This window comes from Rhizobium sp. WW_1 (assembly GCF_003610155.1).
Classification (GTDB): domain Bacteria; phylum Pseudomonadota; class Alphaproteobacteria; order Rhizobiales; family Rhizobiaceae; genus Rhizobium; species Rhizobium tropici_A.
In genome coordinates, this window is record NZ_RAIN01000016.1 from 98840 (window position 1) to 114594 (window position 15755).

The 15755-nt window shown below is 58.9% G+C and carries 17 protein-coding genes; 14 read left to right on the forward strand and 3 right to left on the reverse strand.

All coding sequences use genetic code 11. From position 1 onward, the window contains the following. The first annotated feature begins 31 nt into the window (after positions 1-31). Together kdgD and BJ928_RS30965 are read left to right on the forward strand one after the other, a co-directional pair. Positions 32-934, forward strand: coding sequence for a 5-dehydro-4-deoxyglucarate dehydratase (kdgD, locus tag BJ928_RS30960; protein ID WP_047635176.1), 903 nt, complete (start codon positions 32-34; stop codon positions 932-934). 64 nt (positions 935-998) lie between these two features. After that, positions 999-2084, forward strand: coding sequence for a lactonase family protein (locus BJ928_RS30965; protein WP_047635178.1), 1086 nt, complete (start codon positions 999-1001; stop codon positions 2082-2084). Positions 2085-2182: 98 nt separating this feature from the next. On the opposite strand, the gene BJ928_RS30970 is transcribed toward BJ928_RS30965, so the two are convergent. After that, positions 2183-4270 carry a GGDEF and EAL domain-containing protein gene (locus BJ928_RS30970; RefSeq protein WP_047635181.1) on the reverse strand — a complete coding sequence of 696 codons (2088 nt, stop codon included), beginning with the start codon at positions 4268-4270 and terminating at the stop codon, positions 2183-2185. A gap of 315 nt (positions 4271-4585) precedes the next feature. Here BJ928_RS30970 and BJ928_RS30975 point away from each other — a divergent pair, with 315 nt between their 5' ends. After that, a complete protein-coding gene (locus BJ928_RS30975) occupies positions 4586-5500 on the forward strand; it encodes a DMT family transporter (protein WP_047635184.1) in 915 nt (304 codons plus the stop codon). A 153-nt stretch (positions 5501-5653) separates the two neighbouring features. Here the strand turns inward: BJ928_RS30975 and BJ928_RS30980 are convergent, their stop codons facing one another. Next, complete coding sequence (locus BJ928_RS30980) at positions 5654-6829, reverse strand: GGDEF domain-containing protein (RefSeq protein WP_047635261.1); 1176 nt, start codon at positions 6827-6829, stop codon at positions 5654-5656. 571 nt (positions 6830-7400) lie between these two features. Then, a complete protein-coding gene (locus BJ928_RS30985) occupies positions 7401-7754 on the reverse strand; it encodes a hypothetical protein (RefSeq protein WP_047635186.1) in 354 nt (117 codons plus the stop codon). 98 nt (positions 7755-7852) lie between these two features. Here BJ928_RS30985 and BJ928_RS30990 point away from each other — a divergent pair, with 98 nt between their 5' ends. The 11 genes from BJ928_RS30990 to virB9 are packed head-to-tail and all read left to right on the forward strand — an operon-like array spanning position 7853 to position 15751. Continuing rightward, positions 7853-8392, forward strand: coding sequence for a hypothetical protein (locus tag BJ928_RS30990; protein ID WP_047635187.1), 540 nt, complete (start codon positions 7853-7855; stop codon positions 8390-8392). Positions 8393-8395: 3 nt separating this feature from the next. Then, a complete protein-coding gene (locus BJ928_RS30995) occupies positions 8396-9016 on the forward strand; it encodes a lytic transglycosylase domain-containing protein (RefSeq protein WP_047635188.1) in 621 nt (206 codons plus the stop codon). 38 nt (positions 9017-9054) lie between these two features. Next, on the forward strand, positions 9055-9354 hold the full coding sequence (locus BJ928_RS31000; protein ID WP_047635191.1) for a TrbC/VirB2 family protein: 300 nt from the start codon (positions 9055-9057) through the stop codon (positions 9352-9354). Positions 9355-9359: 5 nt separating this feature from the next. Beyond that, positions 9360-9698, forward strand: coding sequence for a type IV secretion system protein VirB3 (locus BJ928_RS31005; protein WP_047635194.1), 339 nt, complete (start codon positions 9360-9362; stop codon positions 9696-9698). After that, on the forward strand, positions 9691-12057 hold the full coding sequence (locus BJ928_RS31010; protein WP_047635204.1) for a VirB4 family type IV secretion system protein: 2367 nt from the start codon (positions 9691-9693) through the stop codon (positions 12055-12057). Before BJ928_RS31005 ends, BJ928_RS31010 begins: the two co-directional genes overlap by 8 nt. Continuing rightward, entirely contained in the window at positions 12054-12755 is a 702-nt protein-coding gene (gene virB5, locus BJ928_RS31015; RefSeq protein ID WP_052227886.1) for a P-type DNA transfer protein VirB5, read from the forward strand. The genes BJ928_RS31010 and virB5 overlap by 4 nt, the downstream gene beginning before the upstream one ends. After that, positions 12752-12985, forward strand: coding sequence for an EexN family lipoprotein (locus tag BJ928_RS31020; RefSeq protein WP_047635209.1), 234 nt, complete (start codon positions 12752-12754; stop codon positions 12983-12985). Before virB5 ends, BJ928_RS31020 begins: the two co-directional genes overlap by 4 nt. A gap of 3 nt (positions 12986-12988) precedes the next feature. Continuing rightward, positions 12989-13921 (forward strand): type IV secretion system protein, encoded by a 933-nt coding sequence (locus tag BJ928_RS31025; RefSeq protein ID WP_047635212.1) that lies wholly within the window; start codon positions 12989-12991, stop codon positions 13919-13921. Positions 13922-13960: 39 nt separating this feature from the next. Continuing rightward, the gene (locus tag BJ928_RS31030) at positions 13961-14218 is read left to right on the forward strand and encodes a hypothetical protein (RefSeq protein ID WP_047635214.1); all 258 of its coding nucleotides are present in this window, start codon (positions 13961-13963) and stop codon (positions 14216-14218) included. Between the two features lies 1 nt (position 14219). Next, the gene (locus BJ928_RS31035; RefSeq protein ID WP_047635217.1) at positions 14220-14891 is read left to right on the forward strand and encodes a virB8 family protein; all 672 of its coding nucleotides are present in this window, start codon (positions 14220-14222) and stop codon (positions 14889-14891) included. Continuing rightward, positions 14888-15751, forward strand: a complete 864-nt coding sequence (gene virB9, locus BJ928_RS31040; RefSeq protein WP_047635220.1) for a P-type conjugative transfer protein VirB9 — start codon at positions 14888-14890, stop codon at positions 15749-15751. The genes BJ928_RS31035 and virB9 overlap by 4 nt, the downstream gene beginning before the upstream one ends. Positions 15752-15755: the final 4 nt, after the last annotated feature.

Here is a 15755-nt window from a genome sequence, read left to right on the forward strand (position 1 = left end):
CCGCTAGATCGATCGAGAAGAGGATGTCGTCATGAACCCGAGCGACTTGAAAAAGGCCGTTGGCAGCGGGTTGCTGTCATTTCCCGTCACCCCTTTCAATCAAGACCTGACTTTCGATGAGGCTAAGTATCGAAGCCACATCGAATGGCTGGCAAGTTACGAAGCCGCGGTCCTTTTTGCGGCCGGCGGAACAGGCGAATTCTTCTCCCTCAATCCAGCCGAAGTTCCGCAGGTGGTGCGCGCCGCAAAGGCGTCCGCTGGCTCTACACCGATCATCTCGGGAACCGGCTACGGCACGTCTCTGGCCATCGAGATCGCCAAGGCTGCGGAAAAGGCTGGCGCGGACGGACTGCTACTGCTGCCACCATACCTCATGTTCGCCGAGCAGGCGGGCCTGATCGCTCATGTCAAAGCGGTCTGCCAGTCCGTGGGGATCGGCATCATCGTCTATAATCGCGATAATGCCGTGCTCAGCGCCGACAGCATCGCACGCCTGGCCGACGAATGCCCCAACCTCATCGGTTACAAGGACGGGGTCGGCGACGTCGACAAGGTGATAGAGATCACCACGACCCTCAAGGATCGTCTCGTCTATGTCGGCGGGATGCCGACGCATGAAGTCTACGCGCAGGCGTATTTCGCCGCCGGCGTCACCACCTATTCTTCGGCGGTTTTCAATTTCGTACCGACCTTGGCGCAGCGTTTTTATGCGGCACTTCGATCGCAGGATCAGGCGACGGTTGATCATATCCTGAAGACCTTTTTCTTTCCGCTTGTAGCGTTGCGCAATCGCAAGAAGGGCTATGCGGTCTCGATCATCAAGGCAGGCTTGCGCATCCTTGGGCGAGATCCCGGGCCAGTCCGGCCGCCTCTGACCGATCTGACGTCGGAGGAAATGGCGATCTTGGAAAAGATTATCGCGGCGGCCGGATAATATTTGCTAAAAGATCGGCATGATCGCTGGCCGGGCCGGCATCGATGCTCGCACAAGGTGACCCGTGGTTCAGGCTTCTTTCAGCACACCCCGCACATTCGTCTATGTCTCGGCGGCGGTCGCCGGAACTATCGATGTATACAGCATGGATGAGACGACAGGCGCGCTCACGCCGGTATCGCATGTGGATGTCGGCCCCTCGGTCATGCCGATGGTTGTCAGTCCCGACAGGCAGCATCTCTATGCCGTCATCCGCTCGCAGCCTTACCGGGTATTGACGATGACGATCGATCCTGCAACCGGGAGACTTAAGCAGGAGGCTGTCGCTGCTTTGCCCGACAGCATGGCCTATGTCTCTCTCGATCCGACGGGCGGGCTTCTATTCACGGCATCCTATGGCGGCAACAAGATCGCCGTGTTGCTCATCGGCCGTAACGGGCAGGTTACCGCGCAGGCACAGCAAGTGATCGAGACCGGACGCAACGCCCATGCGATCGTCAGCGATCGGACGGGCAAATATGTCTTCGTCACCAATCTCGGCTCCGACGCCGTGCAACAATTCAAGCTCGATCCCGAGACCGGCATACTGAAGGCGAACGATCCGATGCAGGTGTCGACCGGCCATGGATTTGGTCCGCGTCACATTGTCGTCTCGCCCGATAACAGGGCCGTCTATGTCCTGACTGAGTTGACCGGCCACGTCATCCACTATGCGATCGATGCCGACAATGGCACATTGAGCGAGATCGAAAGCGTCGCTTCCATTCCCGCTGATGCCGGACTTTCGCCCGGCATCGCACCGGCCGTGGCGCCCCTGGACGACGGTAAGCCGAAGGTATGGGCGGCGGACATCGGCATCACGCCGGATGGGAGATTTCTCTATACCACGGAGAGAACCACCAGTCGGATCGCGCTATTCCACGTTGATGCCGACGATGGAAGACTAAGCTATGTCACAAACTATCCGACCGAGCAGCAGCCACGCGGCATCCGCGTCGATCCATCGGGCCGGTTTCTTGTCGCATCCGGTGAGAAGTCCGACAGACTGTCGGTCTATGTCATCGATCAGGCGGATGGGACGCTCGGGCTGGTGGGGCGGTATCCGGTTAACGCCGGCGCAAACTGGATTGAGATCGTAACGCTTCCCTAGCGCGGTTTATCCTTTCACGGAATCTCTGAGCTGCATTATCTCTTTGTTTTCAAGCAATTCCGGACGGACGGCTGTTGCTCACTTTTCCTGAAATTGCTCTAAGGCGCAGCCGCCGCGGCAAGCAGGCTTTCAACCTCGGAGGAGGGAAGGGGTCTGGCGAATAAATAGCCCTGAAGCAATTCGCAGCCGGCGCCTTCAAGAAAGCGGGCCTGCTCCTCCGTTTCGACACCTTCCGCCACGACTTCCAGATCAAGGGTTCTGCCGAGCGACACGATCGCTGACGTAATTGCCATATCGCCGGGCTTCTCCGGGATATCGGCTATAAACGATCTGTCGATCTTCAAACGGGAAAGCGGAAAACGTCTGAGGGTGCTCAGACTTGAGTATCCTGTGCCGAAATCGTCAATTGCAAAGCTGACGCCCAGTTTCTTCAGCTCGTGCATCCGCTCTATGGCGCCCTCGACGTCGCGCATGATCAAGCTTTCTGTCAGCTCAAGCTCAAGCCATTGCGGATCGAGATCCGCGAGCTGCAACGCGGAGGCCACCTGGCTTGTCAAGGAATGTTCCAGGAATTGCCTTGCCGATACATTGACGCCCACACGCAGCGTCGGCAGACCGTGATCCTGCCAGGTGCGAGCCTGCTGGCAGGCTTTGCGCAGGACGATTTCGCCGAGCGGGACGATGAGCCCCGTTTCTTCGGCAAGCGGGATAAAGGCGCTCGGAAGCAACAGACCCTCGGTAGGATGCTGCCAACGCACCAGGGCTTCGACGCCGATTATCCTGCCGCTGCGAACCTCCTTCTGCGGTTGGTAGTGCAGTATGAATTCATCCCGCTCCACTGCGCGTCGCAATTCTTCGATACGGATCAGCTTGTTGCGGGCATCTTCCGCCATGGACGGCGTAAACAGCCGAATGGCGTTGCGCCCGGCTTCCTTGGCGCGATAGAGCGCCATATCGGCATTGGCGAACAGTTCGGAGACGGTCTCGCCGTGCTCGACGGCGCAAGCGACACCGATGCTGCAGCCCACGCGGATTTCGACCCCTTGCACGGTCATTGGTCGGGATATGTCGCCCAGAATGGTCGCAAGCCTTTCATAGATTGGCTCCGGTGTTTCTTCCAGGACGATGATGAACTCGTCTCCGCCGATTCTCGATACGATGTCGGGGCTTTTGACATATGCCGATATGCGCTTTGCGACGACCATCAACAACTCGTCACCTGCCGCATGGCCGAGTGTGTCGTTCACCAGCTTGAAGTTATCGAGGTCGACAAAGGCGACAGCCAGAGATTTTTGTTTCCGTGACGGATTTTCCAGAAGCGCGCTGAGCTTGCGGTCGAGCAGCATACGGTTCGGCAGGCCGGTAAGCACGTCATGCTCGGCCAGATAGGCGATATGCGCAATATCACGATGGCGATCGATCGCGATCCCGACGGTTTGCGCGATACCGGCGAGGAATTCCATCAGCCCGGTTTCGTTGCCGTTGGCTTCCGTCACCAACGTCCCATGCTTGCCGCCATCCCGCGAGCAAATGGGAAATTCCAAAATGTCGCCGAGGAATGGGGCGGAGCGCTCGCCGTCAAGAAGGAAGCTGACTGACCTGCCGTTGAGCAGCTCTTCGAGGAGGGATCGGGCATCCTTCAGGAAGGTATCGAGATCGACGCCCCGCGCCACATCCTGCAGGAGTTTCGTCTGAGCGCGCATCAATTTTTCCGCGCTCTTGCGAGCGGAAATATCGCGCGATGCGCCAACGACACCGATGATGTTGCCGTTTCTGTCCCGCAGCGGCACGCGCGACATCATGAGCCAGCCTTCACCCTTGAGGCGGCGCTCTTCGACGCCAAGATCGGCCTCGCCGGTCTCCATGACACGCCTTTCGGCCTCCTCGATCCGGTGCGCGTCGGCCATTGGGTGAATTTCCGCGTCCGTGAGACCGATCAGCTCATCAACATGCGTGAAGCCGTTATTGAGGACGATCGCCTGATTGGCAAAAAGGAAACGGCCGCTTCTGTCTTTGGCGTAGATGTAGTCCGGCACATAATTGACCATCGCCTCAAGCCATTCGTAACGCTCGGTAAGCGACAGATAGCGAGTCCGAAGCGCCTCAATCGGCTCGCGAAGTAGCTCATCCGCACCATCCCCATCTCGGCGCGCTGGCTCTGGCGATCCATCCCTCTGCTGTGGCATCTATGTTCTCTCACCCGGCAAACCGACAATATCGGCAAGCAACTCTGCAATCATCAAAGCGTATTTGACTGGTCTCGCTGGCGCAGTTTGTCCTGTGTCTTCAAATAAATGTTATCATATAGCAAAATTTATAAATATCCGCTCGCGTTTTACCGGAAGAACGCAGCCGACGGCAGCGCGTCTGCTGAAGCCTGCGCAGTATGAGCTTCTCGATCTTTGGAGTAGGGTGTCTGCAGGAGATGCCATTGCGGGTTGAGGGCAAAACCGGCTAAGCCGCAGATGGTAGAAACTCAGGATTCGCGAGGAAAAATTAGCATGTCTGTTGGCAAGGCCGCATCGAACGGCAATCTTGTGCTCGCCGGCATGCTTCTGATGCTGTTCGGCGACTTCATGTTTGCCTTGAACGATGCCATGGGCAAGTGGCTGGTCGCCAGTTTTTCCGTAGGCCAAATTCTGGTTATCCGCTCGTTCGGCTCCTTCATCGTTCTCGCGCCGATGCTCGCGCGTCAGGGCAGCGACGCGCTCTTTCGTCTGGAACGTCCGCCACTGCAGCTTCTGCGTGTCGTCATGACGACGGTTGACGTGGCTCTCTTTTATGCTGCCGTCACCTATCTTCCGCTGGCCGACGTCATGACCTTCTATATGGCCGGTCCCATCTATGTCGCGGCGATCTCGCATTTCTTCCTCGGTGAGAGGATCGGCTGGCGGCGCTGGCTCGCAGTTTTCGTCGGCTTTATCGGCGTCTTGATTGCGCTCCGACCATCCGCGGCGATGTTTTCCTGGCCTTCGCTGTTTGGCCTTGGAGGCAGCCTTGCCTTCGCATTGACGCTGGTGCTTGGCCGGCGGCTGCGGCAGACGCGCGATGCGACGCTTGTCGCGTGGCAAACGGTCGGGGCGCTCGTTGCCGGATTGGTCCTCAGCATCGGCAGCTGGCGTCCCGCCTCAACCCTCGATCTCGGAGCCATGCTTGCTCTTGGCGTTGTCGCCGGCAGTGCTCACTTGATGATTACGCGATCTCTGAAATACGCGCCCGCGTCGCTGCTGGCGCCACTGCAATACAGCCTGCTCGTATGGGCGATCGTGCTGGGTTTCGTTTTCTTTGGCGATATACCCGATATGCAGATTATTGTCGGCTCCGTCATCATCGTACTCGCCGGGCTTTTCATCTTCCATCGGAAGAACTTGGTCGATACGGTTCGGGAAGATGCGGTTGCCCGGGACGGGCATTGAGGCGGGTTCAGTCGAGCTCATCGCGCGGATTGCACTCATCGGAGCAGCCGCGAGTTCTCCCACGGCATGTCAGGCCAGCCTCAAGCTGTTCGTGAGGTCATTTCGGCGGCATTGCGGAAGGATTTCCGGCAGAATAAGATAGACATCTTGAACTCATCTCCCGCCGACTATTCTAGGTGTCGTCACGTCCTGGGGCGGCTGGCCGGCAACCATCACGCGGTTGCGCCCCGCTTCCTTGGCCGCGTAGAGGGCTGCATCGGCGCGGCGTATCTGATCATCGATCGAGCGATCATCGTCTTCCGCGAGGGCAACGCCGAAGCTGGCGGTGATCTTGTAGTCTGGCGGCATTTCCCGGCGCTCGATGTTGGCAAATACGAGCCTGCTCGTATTGGCAAACTGCTCTGCTTCAGTTGGCGTTACTGCCGGCAGAAAGACGACGAACTCCTCACCGCCGAAACGGGCGGCAAAGGCGCTGGCGGGCAAACGTTCCTTCAGCAATTCTGCCAGCCCGAGAATGACGCGGTCGCCCATGGCATGGCCGAATTTGTCATTGACCTGTTTGAAGTAATCGATGTCGCAGATCACGATAGCGCCAGTCTTCTTGCGGGGATGACGGTCCGCGACGGCTCGCTCGAAGCCGCGCCGATTGAGGAGACCGGTGAGGTGATCCCGGTCCGCGGCATCGCGATAGAGTTCCAGTGTGTCGAGCGCAACTGCGGCGAGGGCCGTCAGCGCCAACAGCAGGCCCAGAATCGAGGCGCCGACCTGCATGTAGAAGTCGTAGCGAGACGTAGTGAAGTCGTCGACGCCGCCTGGCAGTGGCAGCAGAACGATCAGGATAATGTCACGAACCAAGGTCTCGAGCACGATTGCGAATGCGACGGTCAAGAGCGCTTTGTCGCGTATGTGCTGCGAGCGGCCGACAGAGAGAGCGATAGGCAAGGCTAGCAGTATGATGCAGGCGAGATCATTGCCGATCAGTTCGGCCGAGAGGCTTTCAGCGACGATGACGGCATAGACATTGGCGGCAAAGGCCACAAGCGCGACGGTCCGTCGTACTATCGTGAAGGACGGTCGGCCAAATCGAATGAGGAGCGCGCCTCCATAGAAGTAGAAGGAGGCGAGAAAAAGCGCATCCGCCGTCAATGTCTGCGCCTGTACGGGAAGCCGCACGAGCGCCAGGGGCACGGAAAAGGCGGCGGCACCCAAGAGATAGCCGATCCCCCAGCTTTTTGCCTGATTGGATCCCCAGCGCCCGACGACGAGAAAGGTGCAACCGAAGATCAGCAGGATTACCGGAAGCAGGAAAGCGAAATTATCGTTCGGCACCGTCACAATCCCTTGACTCTATTCAGCCTGCCGCAAGCAGGATAGCGGAAATCGGGGGGCGCTTGCATGTGAAACCATGGGGGCGAGATATCATATATCTGTGTGACGGCGAGCGCTGAAGAAGGCCGTGATCGCACCGCATGCGATCGTCATGCTTAAGCCAAGAGAATCGGCCGCGTGGAAACTATTTTCCGCGCACGAGGCGAGGCCCCCAACCGGTCACGCATATCGCGAGCGTTTACTTAACGACCCAGAGCAGGAGTTCAGGCGCAATTCTAGACAAGGAACTCCGGCGCTCGTCATAGTAATCGGCAGCGCGGTTCGCCGCCGATTGTGGGCCTATCGCGGAATTTCCCAGATGTTTTGCGGGTGAGCGAAGCCTTAGGCCGCCGCCTCGAGGCCCTGCGCCAGCCCGATTGCACCACCATAATGCGCAGGCAGAGGGCTTCCTAAGGACATAGAAAGCGGAAGACATTTATCAGGCAAGCTACGAGACCTTCGCGGATGTCGCCGAACGGGCCTAAAACTCTGCGCATATACACCATTAAATTTGTCAGTTTAAATGCGGCCGTCAGGCACTGTCAAAAGAACTCAGTTTCGTCAAAAGCTCCCCCGAGATCTCAAACTGGCGCGCTGTTCCTCGGCCCATGGAGTTCTTGACCATCGTTTCCTTAAGCATCCCACGCTTGACAAGCAGATCAACCGTCTCCTTAGCTCCGCTCCGGGTGAGTTCGGTAACTTCTATTATATTTGAAAGAGTTAGCTTCTGGTGAGCTTGGGTCATTGTGTAGAGGATCGTCATCATGCCGATCTCCTTCAGTCGAGCCTGCGGCGTCTCGTCCTCAAGCGGATGATCGAGGATCTCGTGGAGAATAAGTCCTGAGAAGGCGAGATTGTGCCATTGCGTCTTGAGTGCTCTTGTCATGTTATTTAACTGTGTTATATAAGATAGTATAAAGGCGCGTTGATGGGGCTGATGTTCCCTTCTGCAATGGGGCGGCGCTGTTCCGGAGGGTCCTGTCCATGAAAAACCTTCTGCTGAATTCACGACTTGCGATCTGCTGCATATTATTACCCTACCTGATTTCGGACAGTAAAGCGCTGGCTGACGATTGGGGATGCCGGGTTATCCTCTGCCTCTCAAATCCTGGCGGGGCGACCCAGTACGCGGAATGCCGACCTCCGATCCAGAAACTCTGGAACCAGCTTGCAAAAGGCCATTCGTTTCCAGCCTGCAGCGGGGCGGGCTTTCAAAGCTCCCGACCGGGCTATGAGCCTTACTTTTGCGATGCTGGATATTGGCTGTCGGGGAGTTACGGTCCTCGCGGTGAGCGGGCAACCTGCGTCTCGACATCCCTCCAGCGTGTCAGCAATTTGCTTTGCTCCCATGATCGAGACAATTATGGCGACGGCTCCGACGCGGTTCTGTCACCACGCTGGCAGCGGGAAGGCGGACGTCTTCAATGCATGGGCTATGTGATCATGCGCCCGAATATGCGAACGCAGCCGCACTATGTCGACGTCACCATCGACGGCGTCGGCAAGCAGCGCGTGTGGTACTGACCGATGGCTGCTGTATTCGTCGATCTCGCCCAAGCCTGCGCACCCATGGTTCAGGTGGAAACACTCGCCTCAGTCGTAAGCCTCGAGAGCCGCTTCCAGCCCTTCGCAATCCGCATCAACAGCGGCGCACCCCTTGCGGCACAGCCGACGACCAAAGCCGAGGCGATCGAAGTCGCCACATCGCTGATATCGGACCGTCACGATATCCAGCTCGGCCTTGGCGGTATCGGCGTCGAAGAGCTCCGCAAGCTGAACCTATCCGTATCGGCCGCTTTCGACCCGTGCCTGAACCTCAAGGCCACGGCGACGCTTCTTGACGGCTACTACCGTCTCGCCGTGCGTGTCGGCGCCAATCCGGCCCAGGCCGAGAAGGTCATGCTCCAATCCTATTATGGACGCGACGATCCATCCGTCGGGGCAATGGTCAAATACGACGAGCAGGTGCGCCGTGAGGGAAAACGGCTTTCCGCCAAACTTGCGTCGCTCACCATTGCCGAACCGGATGATCAGGCCGCGTCTGCCGACCAGCCACCGGATCAAGTGGCTCAGCCACTCCCAAGACAAATCTCCCAAGCCGAAGAAGCCGCATCCTGGGATGTGTTCAGTTCCAGGCGCCGGTCTTAAATCCTCATTTTCCAGAATGATCGATCGGAGCAGAGTGAATGATCTCCAAAACCAGTCTTCGCCCCTTTGCCGCCTCGACGCTCATGGCGGCTGCAATCATTGTATCCATGATTGAGCCGGCCTTTGCCCAATCCGCCGGTATCGAAAACGTACTGCAGAACATCGTTACCATGCTTACCGGCAACATCGCCAAACTGCTGGCGGTCATAGCCGTGATCATCATCTGCATTGCCTGGATGTTCGGCTACATGGATCTGCGCCGAGCCGGCTTCTGGATCATCGGTATCGGCGGGATCTTTGGCGCTACCGAGCTGGTCAACACTATCGTTGGAGGCTGAACGCCATGGCGGACGCTCCGGCCATTGAAGAAGACACGCTGTTCCTCGCCTGCACGCGCCCGGCGATGATTGCCGGCGTGACCATGGAAGCGATGGGCTTCAACATCATGCTGACGACGATCATCTTTATCATCGCGGGATCGATCGCTTACGCACTGGTCGGCGTCGTCTTCCATCTCGTGTTCCGGGCGCTCGTCAAGCACGACCACAATATGTTCCGGATCCTGCTTGCCTGGATCGAGACTCGCGGCCGCTCACGAAACGCCTCCTATTGGGGTGGCGCGACACTCTCGCCGCTTAAGCTTGTCCGATGCTATGACGAAAGGGATCTGAGCCTTGCCTAGTCTTGCGACGTTGCGGTCCCGTGAACTCGGGCCTGAGACCTTCATCCCCTATATCCGCCACGTCGACGAAACGACTGTGGCGCTCGATTCCAGGGCGTTGATAACGATGATCGCACTCGACGGCGTTTCCTTCGAGACTGCCGACGTTTTGGACTTGAACGCCCTGCACCGCAGCCTGAACACGCTTTACCGCAATATCGCCGACGAGCGGCTGGCGCTGTGGACACATGTCGTCCGCCGACGTGACAATGCTTACCCCGAAGGGCAGTTTGCCAATCGCTTTTCCGACGGCCTCAATGCCAAATACCGAGAGCGCATGGTCCACGAGGACCTGTTTCGCAACGATCTCTACGTCACACTCGTCTGGCACCCAAGCCGGGATCCGGCCGAGAAAGCGGCCAATCTTCTCTCGCGCCTGCGTAAAGCGCGTCGATCCGGTATCGAGCTTGACGAAACTGCCCTGAAGCATCTGCGTGACAAGGTGGCCGATGTCACCGCGGGCCTGAAGCGCTTTGAACCGCGTATTCTGTCTCTGTACGATCAGGACGGCACCCTGTTCTCAGAACCAAGCGAAGTTCTGCATCAGATCGTTGGAGGACGACGCGAGCCGGTCCCGCTGACGGAGGGGCGCATTTCTTCGGCGATCTATTCGGACCGGGTGATATTCGGACGCGAGACCGTCGAGATCCGCCACGAGGCCGACAGCCGCTATGCCGGCATGCTCGGCTTCAAGGAATATCCGGCAACGACACGCGGTGGCATGCTCGACGGCATCCTGACCGCGCCCTTTGAACTCGTCCTGACACAGTCCTTTGCTTTTTCCTCCAAAGCTGATGCCCGCACGATCATGGGTCGCAAGCAGAACCAGATGGTCAGCGCCGGCGACAAGGCGGCATCGCAGATTGAGGAACTTGGTGAAGCGATGGACGATCTCGAATCCAATCGCTTCGTCGTGGGAGAACACCATCTGGCCCTTGCCGTCCTTGCGCCATCGGTCAAGGAATTGACTGACCGCATGGCGAAGGCACGCGCCCATCTCACCAGCGGCGGAGCGGTCGTCGCTCGCGAGGATCTCGGGCTAGAGGCCGCCTGGTGGGCGCAATTGCCGGGCAATTTCCGCTATCGGGCGCGATCAGGCGCGATTACCTCGCGCAACTTTGCAGCCCTCTCTCCCTATCATTCCTATCCGGCCGGCCAGAAGGACGGCAATGAATGGGGGCCGGCGGTCGCCATCCTGAAGACCGCATCGGGGTCACCCTTCTACTTCAATTTTCATCATGGTGATCTTGGCAATACCTTCGTCTGCGGCCCGTCGGGTGCCGGCAAGACGGTGCTCCTGAACTTCATGCTCTCGCAACTCGAGAAGCACGATCCCCATATGGTGTTTTTCGACAAGGACAGGGGCGCCGATCTGTTCGTTCGTGCCGCCGGCGGCACCTATCTGCCGCTCAGGAACGGCGTGGCCACAGGCTGCGCGCCATTGAAAGCGCTGGAGCTGACAGCCGAAAACAAGGTGTTCCTCACGCACTGGGTCGGCAAGCTGGTGGGAGCGAGAAGCCGAGAACTGACTGTGACCGAGCTGCGTGACATTGCCGCGGCCGTCGACGGTCTGGCGGACCTTCCTGTCGAGCGCCGCTCCATCGGCGCCTTGCGCACCTTCCTCAACAACACCGATCCCGAGGGCATTGCTTCCAGGCTCAGACGCTGGGAGAGGGGAGGACCGCTCGGTTGGGTCTTCGACAACGAGATCGATGACATCGGGATTGGCGCAAAATTCGTCGGCTACGACATGACAGACTTCCTCGACAACGAGGAGATCCGTACGCCGTTGATGGCCTATCTGTTCTTCCGGATCGAGCAATTGATCGACGGGCGCCGCATCATCATCGTCATCGACGAGTTCTGGAAGGCTTTGCAGGACGAGGGTTTCCGTGATCTTGCCCAGAACAAGCTGAAGACGATCCGCAAGCAGAACGGCCTCATGCTGTTTGCGACCCAAAGTCCGCGCGACGCGATCGTCTCGCCGATTGCTCATACGATCATCGAGCAGTGCCCGACGCAGATTTTTTTGCCCAATCCACGCGGCGAGCGCGCTGACTATGTCGACGGCTTCAAGCTGACGGAACGCGAATTCGAGCTCGTTTCCAGAGAGCTCTCCGTTGAGAGCCACCGCTTCATCGTCAAGCAAGGCCACAATAGCGTCGTTGCCGAACTGAACCTCAACGGTTTCGACGATGAGCTCGCGATTCTGTCGGGCCGCACAGCGAACGTCGAGTTGGCAGACGCCATCCGTTCCGAGCTGGGCGAGGGAGACGAGGATTGGCTCGCCGTGTTTCAGAAAAGAAGGAGGTCGGCATGATCCGCATAGGCAGGTTGGGGCTCTTGTGGGCGACGGCCGCGCTGTTGGCGTCGATCAATGTTGCCGCAGCGCAAGGCATCCCCGTTACCGACCAATCGGCGATCGCCAAGCAGATCGAGAGCATTACCCAGCTCAAATCTCAGCTGGATACCCTGAACCAGCAACTCCAGCAGGCCCAGCAGCTCTATGGATCGCTGAACAAGATCACCAACATGGCCGATGTCGCCGGGTTGCTGAACGATCCTTCGATCCGCAAGGCGCTGCCGCAGGACTTCGGCGCCATCGAAGGGTTGCTCAAGGGTTCCGCAAGCGGCGTCTTCGGCAATGCGGCGTCGAAGTTCCTTCACGACAATTCGACCTATCGCACCGATGCTAACGACTTCTACGCGCAGGAGCTTTCCCGCGCCCAGAACCAGAATGCCGGGCAGATGAGCCTCGGCCAGCAGATCTATGATGCAGCAACCAAGCGAATCGACGGCATCGACCTGCTTCGCCAGCAGATATCGAGCGCGGCCGACGCCAAGGATATTGCCGATCTGCAGGCGCGTCTGCAGGCGGAAACCGCCTTCCTGCAAACCGACGTCCTGCGCATGCAGGGACTGCAGATGGTCCAGCAAGCCCAGGTGCAGGTCGACGACCAGCGCAAGGCCGAGGATTGGCGCAAGCGAATGGACACGATGGGAGCGGCGCTCAAATGAAGTGGTTCATTTCCGGGGCGGCGGCGCTTCTTCTGTCTGCCTGCTCCCCCGAAAATCAGAAAGTCTACGCCGTCGATGAACTGGTAGCCGACGATGCGCTGCTGATGAAGATCATCGGCGCGTGCCGCAACAATCCCGGCGAGCTCCATGACACGCCCAACTGCCGCAATGCGGAGGCCGCCGACGGCAGGCTCCGCCTTGAGCGCATGGGCAAGGCGCTAGGGGGTTGAGGCATGTATCAGGTCTTCAGCTTCGTCGATGGGCAGTTCAAGACCCCATTGGAGAACTTCATTTCCTCCGGAACCTCGAACATCGCCAATTGGGTTAGCGGTCCGTTGACGGCGGCACTGACGCTTTACGTCGTGCTCTATGGTTATCTCGTGCTGCGCGGCTCGGTCCAGGAACCCATTCTCGAATTCGCATTCAGGGCCATCAAGCTTGCGATCATCGTCATGCTGGTGAGGAACGCCAGCGACTATCAAACCTATGTCACCAACATCTTCTTCGACACGTTGCCGCGGGAGATATCGCAGGCTCTGAACTCCGGCACGACGCCAAGCGCCTCTACATTCGACAGCCTGCTGGATAAGGGCCAGAAATGCGCTAAAGAGATATGGTCGCGGGGCTCCTGGCCGGTCGATATCGTGACCGGCATCGGCGGCCTGCTGGTCATCGGCGCAAGCTTCCTTGTCGCGGCGATCGGTTACATCGTCTCGCTCTATGCGCGCCTGGCGCTTGCCATCATACTGGCGATCGGGCCGATCTTCATTGCGCTCGCGATGTTTCAGCCGACCCGCCGTTTCACCGAATCCTGGATCGGCCAGCTTGTAAACTTCGTCATCCTGCAGGTGCTGGTCGTTGCGATCGGCTCGCTGCTGATCACCTGCATCGATACGACATTCACCGCGATCGAAGCCTATAGCGACGTCCTGATGCGTCCGATCGCGCTCTGCGCCATCTGCATCGCCGCGCTCTACGTCTTCTACCAATTGCCTGGCATCGCCTCGGCGCTCGCAGCGGGCGGAGCGTCGCTGACCTACGGCTATGGCGCTGCTCGCGATGCACACGAAAGCACGCTCGCCTGGGCTGCCTCTCACACCTTCAGGGCGGTCGGCCGCGGAGCGCGTGGCATCGGCCGCCGACTGATACCGAACCGGGCCGAATGACGGCCTCGATATCAATGGAATTGGGCAGGTTATTATTAGATGATCCGTATCCTTTTGTTGCTTTCGCTGACCATGGCCCTCGCAGGCTGCGGCTCGATCTCCCATCCTCTGCCAAAATGTGACGGCTATTCCCGCCGGCCGCTCAACCGTTCCATGTGGCAGTGGGAGAACAATGGGAAAAGCGAAAAGCCGCCGAGCCATGTTGCCTCCTACGCGCAAGAGCCGATGTCGCCCACACCAGCGGCCTTCGCGCACCTCGATGTCGCAAGTTCCTATCGTCCATGTGAGGGCAAGTGACATGGTGAACGAGGATAGTCTGAAGCGCTATTTCGATAGGGCTCGCCGCTTCGACCAGGATCGGCTGATCCAGGTGGAACGTTCCGCCCGTATCGCCTGGTTTGTCGCCATTTGTGCGAGCATCATCGCTGTCGTTTCCGTTTTCGCCGTCGCCGGCCTCACTCCGCTCAAAACCGTCGAACCCTTCGTCGTGCGGGTCGACAATTCCACGGGCATTGTCGATGTGGTGTCTGCGCTGACTTCGACTGCCGGCACTTACGATGAGGCGGTGACGAAGTATTTTGCGGCAAAATATGTTCGTGCCCGGGAAGGCTATGTCTCGAGCGAGGCCGAGGACAATTTCCGCACAGTGGCGCTGTTGTCGACGCAGCCCGAGCAGACCCGCTTTGCCGCTGTCTATCGCGGCAGCAATCCGGATTCGCCGCAGAATATCTATGGCCGGAGCGCAACGGCACGGATCAACATCGTCTCCATCTCGCTGATCAACGCCCGTGTGACGTCTGTCCGGTACATGCGAACCGTCACGCGAGGCGACGATGTCCGCGCCACGCATTGGGTGGCGACGCTGACCTTCTCCTATGCCAACGCTCCGATGGCCTCGACAGACCGCCTGGTCAATCCCCTGGGCTTCGTCGTCAGCGACTATCGCGCCGATCCGGAGGCCATCAATTGAGACTGCATTTCCTCGTCTCCCTCATGTTGGTGTTGGCTACTGGACTTTCTTCGAGGGCTCTCGCGCTCGACACGCCGCGCAGCGCCCCGCTGGACAGCCGCGTCCGCTTTGTCGACTACCAGCCCTACAACATCACCAAGATCCTCGGCACGCTCAGATCGTCGGTACAGATCGAATTTGCCGCCGACGAGGAGATCGCCCACGTCGCGCTCGGCAACAGCGTCGCATGGGAGGTGGCGCCGGCCGGCAACATCCTGTTCCTGAAACCCCGGGAAAACCAGCCGGTAACGAACATCTCTGTCGTGACGACGCGGCGGGACGGTTCGACGCGCAGCTATCAGATGGAACTGACCGTCCGCGACGGTAGTGTCGAAGCCGGGCAGAACACCTACTTCTATGTGAAATATCGCTATCCGGCCGATGAGGCGGAGCGCCGCAAGCAACAGGCCGCTGCTCGCTCTCAGGCCGCACAGGCTGGCGAAGCCGATCGCGTCCTTGGGCTGCATGAAGCCTATGGCCCCCGCAACTGGCGCTATTCTGCCCAAGGGTCCCAGGCCCTTGAGCCGCAGGCGGTGTACGACAACGGCAAGGTCACGACCTTCGCCTTCGTCGGTAACCAGGAAATGCCTGCCATCTACATGGAAAACTCTGACGGAACAGAAAGTCTTGTCCCGAAGTCCGTCGACGGCAATCTAGTGCTGGTCCACGCAATCAGCCGCAAGTTCATCCTGCGCAGGGGAAGCGATGTGCTCTGCATCTTCAACGAGGCCTATGATCGCGTCGGCATCAATCCCGATACCAACACGACGTCACCGTCGGTCGAGCGTGTCGTCAAGGTGCAACCGGATACATCGCGGTAGGAGA